Annotated in this window: 4 protein-coding genes; 2 read left to right on the top strand and 2 right to left on the bottom strand. The window is 71.2% G+C overall.

The annotated features are described in order from the left end of the window. Positions 1-525, top strand: a 525-nt coding sequence (locus AC1DY2_RS16540) for a sensor histidine kinase (protein ID WP_476763408.1), incomplete at its 5' end; no start/stop codon positions are given. 161 nt (positions 526-686) lie between these two features. Continuing rightward, positions 687-977, top strand: coding sequence for a WXG100 family type VII secretion target (locus AC1DY2_RS16535; protein ID WP_309977629.1), 291 nt, complete (start codon positions 687-689; stop codon positions 975-977). A 125-nt stretch (positions 978-1,102) separates the two neighbouring features. On the opposite strand, the gene groL is transcribed toward AC1DY2_RS16535, so the two are convergent. Further along, the gene (groL, locus tag AC1DY2_RS16530; RefSeq protein WP_309977627.1) at positions 1,103-2,722 is read right to left on the bottom strand and encodes a chaperonin GroEL; all 1,620 of its coding nucleotides are present in this window, start codon (positions 2,720-2,722) and stop codon (positions 1,103-1,105) included. Between the two features lie 130 nt (positions 2,723-2,852). Continuing rightward, a complete protein-coding gene (locus AC1DY2_RS16525) occupies positions 2,853-3,908 on the bottom strand; it encodes a DUF3048 domain-containing protein (RefSeq protein ID WP_476763407.1) in 1,056 nt (351 codons plus the stop codon). Positions 3,909-4,097: the final 189 nt, after the last annotated feature.

The following is a 4,097-nucleotide window of genomic DNA, read 5'->3' as shown; positions in this document are numbered from 1 at the left end:
GCCGCGTCCGCGACGGTCGCGGAGACCGCCGCCATGGCGTCCGGCGCGGGCCGGGCGACGGCCTCCTCGCCCGGGGAGGCGACGAGTCCCTCCGGCCAGGGCGGCGCCGTGGTGACCGCACCGGTGCGGCGCGCGGTGGTGCTCGCCGAGGAGAACAAGATCCGGCAGGTCATCACGAACCTCATGGCCAACGCCATCCGGTTCACGTCCGACGACAGCCCGATCGACATCCGCGTCTCCATCGACGACCCGGCCGAGCGCGCGATGATCGAGGTCATCGACCACGGCGAGGGCATCCCGCCGCAGATCCGCGAGAAGATCTTCCAGCGCTTCTGGCGCGCCGACACGTCGCGCACGCGCGAGACCGGCGGCTCGGGCCTCGGGCTCGCCATCGTCTCGTCCATCGTGGCCGCGCACAACGGCACCGTCGACGTGGTGGAGACGCCCGGCGGCGGCGCGACGTTCCGGGTCTCGCTCCCCCTGGCCGGCTCAGCCGCAGCACCGCAGTCGGTCACCGCCGGCTGACAGGCCGGTGAGCGGCGCCACTCCGCCCACCCCCGCGACGCCGACTCGTCCTCACCAATCGTCACGTACGGATGCCGCGTCCCCGGCCGCGCCCCCTCGTCCTCGCCGCCCGTGCGCACCCCTACCGTTGGGGCACACACCGACCGAGAGGACGCACTTCCATGACCACGTATCACGTCGACGCCGCACAGGTCTCCGCGGCGACGCAGACCGTCCAGGGCACCATCGGCCGCATCCAGGCGGAGGTGTCGTCGCTCCTCGGCCAGCTGACCGGGCTGCAGTCGTCGTGGTCGGGGCAGGCCGCCACGGCGTTCCAGGGCGCCGTCTCCGACTGGCGGGCCACGCAGCTGCAGGTCGAGCAGAGCCTCGCGCACCTCAACCAAGCGCTCGGCATGGCCGCCACGCAGTACGCCGACGCGGAGCAGGCGAACGCGCGCCTGTTCCTGCGCTGACCGCGACGGGCACGGCGACGCGCGCAGGGGGCACCGCCGCACGGCCCCCGGGCACGACGAAGGGCGTCTCCCGGAGGAGACGCCCTTCGCGTTGATCGGGCCCGCGGGCCGTGGATCGATTCGGACTAGAAGTCCATGCCGCCCGTGGGGTCGCCGGCCGGAACCGGGTTCTTCTCGGGCTTCTCGGCGACGACGGCCTCCGTGGTGAGGAAGAGGCCGGCGATCGACGCGGCGTTCTGCAGCGCCGAACGCGTCACCTTGGCGGGGTCGATGATGCCCTGCGCGAGCAGGTCGCCGTACTCGCCGGTCGCGGCGTTGAGGCCGTGKCCGTCGGGCAGCTCCGCGACGCGGTTCGCCACGACGCCGGGCTCGAGGCCCGCGTTGAGTGCGATCTGCTTGAGCGGCGCCTCGATGGCGACCTTGACGATGTTCGCGCCGGTCGCCTCGTCGCCCGTGAGCGAGAGCTTCGCGAACGCCTTCGCGCCGGCCTGGATGAGAGCCACGCCACCACCGGCGACGATGCCCTCCTCGACGGCGGCCTTCGCGTTGCGGACGGCGTCCTCGATGCGGTGCTTGCGCTCCTTGAGCTCGACCTCGGTGGCCGCGCCCGCCTTGATGACGGCGACGCCGCCGGCGAGCTTCGCGAGGCGCTCCTGGAGCTTCTCGCGGTCGTAGTCCGAGTCGGTGTTCTCGATCTCGGCGCGGATCTGCGCCACGCGGCCGGCGATGGCCTCGGGGTCGCCCGCGCCCTCGACGATGGTCGTCTCGTCCTTGGTGATGACGACCTTGCGGGCCTGGCCGAGCAGGTCGAGGGTGACGTTCTCGAGCTTGAGGCCGACCTCCTCGGAGATGACCTGGCCGCCGGTCAGGATCGCGATGTCCTGGAGCTGCGCCTTGCGACGGTCGCCGAAGCCGGGAGCCTTGACGGCGACCGACTTGAAGATGCCGCGGATCTTGTTCACGATCAGGGTCGCGAGCGCCTCGCCGTCGACGTCCTCAGCGATGATGAGGAGCTGCTTGCCGGTCTGGATGACCTTGTCGACGATGGGGAGCAGGTCCTTGATGTTCGAGACCTTGCTGTTGACGATGAGGATGTACGGGTCCTCGAAGACCGCCTCCTGGCGCTCGGGGTCCGTGACGAAGTACGCCGACAGGTAGCCCTTGTCGAAGCGCATGCCCTCGGTGAGCTCCAGCTCGGTGCCGAAGGTGTTCGACTCCTCGACGGTGACGACGCCCTCCTTGCCGACCTTGTCGATCGCCTCGGCGATGATCTCGCCGATCTGGGGGTCGGCGGCGGAGATCGACGCGGTCGCGGCGATCTCTTCCTTGGTCTCGATCTCCTTCGCAGCGGCGAGGAGCTCCTCGGAGACGGCCGCGACGGCCTTCTCGATGCCGCGCTTCAGCGAGATGGGGTCGGCGCCTGCGGCCACGTTGCGGAGGCCCTCGCGCACGAGCGCCTGGGCGAGCACGACCGAGGTCGTGGTGCCGTCGCCGGCGACGTCGTCGGTCTTCTTGGCGACCTCCTTGACGAGCTCGGCGCCGATCTTCTCGTACGGGTCGTCGAGCTCGATCTCCTTGGCGATCGACACGCCGTCGTTCGTGATCGTGGGGGCGCCCCACTTCTTCTCGAGCACGACGTTGCGACCGCGCGGGCCGAGGGTCACCTTGACCGCGTCGGCGAGCTGGTTGAGTCCACGCTCGAGCCCGCGGCGGGCCTCCTCGTTGAAAGCAATGATCTTTGCCATGTGTGTCTCTCGTCCCTTCTCGGACGTCTCAAAGATTCGTTGGTTAGCACTCAAATCGAGTGAGTGCTAAGACGATTCTGGCACTCGACCGTCACGAGTGCAAGCGAGCACGGATGCCGCGCGCCGCGGCTCAGGGCACGAACGTCGCCGAGCCCTCGTCGGGCACGAGCTCGACCCACGTGTTGCCCGGCGCGAGCCGGATGCGGCTGCCGTCGTCGGCCGTGAGGACGATCGGCGCGGCCGCGGCATCCTTCGTCCACGTCCCGTGCACCGTCCTGCCGGCGACCGAGGCCCATGCCTCGCCCGAGCCCACCATGACCGTGCGCGGCACCTCGCCGTAGCTCCAGTCGATGCCGACCCGCATTGTGACGACGTTGGTCGCACGCACCCGGTCGCCCGAGGCCTCGTAGTCGGGTGCCCCCTCCTGGGAGCGGAGCCATGCGCCGGATGCCGCGTCCCACTCCCACGACGGGAATCGCGCCTCGGAGAAGACGAGGTCGATGCGCGAGGTCGGCGTCGCAGCGAGTGCCGGTGCGGCGAGGGGATCCCTCGTCCCGTAGGAGAACTGCACGGGCGGCGGCGCGAGCGAGGCGTTGCGCGAGACCGCCTCGGCGGCGGCGAGGATGACGTCGTGCGGACCCGGGCGCTCATCGGCGCGCTCGAAGAGCCCGGTGTCGTCGAAGTCGAAGACGATGTTGACGAGGGGCGTCGCCATCATCATCTCGACGAACTGCTCCTGCCCGCCCGAGTACGACATGATGCCGCCGAACGGCGAGGCGATGTCGGGGTCCATGGGGCGCACCGATCGCACCGGGCCGACGGACTCGGGCACGTCGGAATGCCAGACCACGAGGTACCGGGTGAGCCCGCCCTCGACGAGCTCCTCGAACGCGATGTCGCTCCGGTTGAGGGCGATCTGCGGACGCGCCTCCTCGTGGTTGTCGATCTTCACGGCGATCGACGGATGCGGCGCGGCCGGCGCCTCGAGCCGCGTGCCCCGCAGCGGGCTGAACGCGACGGCGACCGGCGGTCCGCTGTCGCCGGCAGGACGAGCGGCCGGCGAGGGCGTCGCCACCGGCACGAGGACCGGCGGGCCGCTGCATCCGGTGACGAGCAGGACGGAGACCGCGACCACGGTGAGCGCTGCACCACGGAACGCGGCGGCCGAGCGAGCGGGCCACGCCATGCGGTCATGCTACCGATGTGCCGCACGCGAGGAGCCCCCCGGCGCGCCCGGACCTCGTCCGGCGACGAGTCGCGCCGTCAGGCCACGAGCGCGGGCGGACGACGAGGAACGCGCCGCCGGCGAGCCGGCGGCGCGTTCGAGCTCTCGGGCTAGGCGGGACGCACGCCCTCGGCCTGCGGCCCCTTGGAC

Source organism: Agromyces sp. P1_H4 (assembly GCF_056405255.1).
This window is presented reverse-complemented; position numbering and strand designations above follow the sequence as displayed.

What these genes read in the sequence shown, in the direction of transcription:
- AC1DY2_RS16535 (WP_309977629.1), top strand. Translation starts at nt 687, where the DNA reads ATGACCACGTATCACGTCGACGCCGCACAGGTCTCCGCGGCGACGCAG.
- AC1DY2_RS16525 (WP_476763407.1), bottom strand. Translation starts at nt 3,908, where the DNA reads ATGGCGTGGCCCGCTCGCTCGGCCGCCGCGTTCCGTGGTGCAGCGCTC.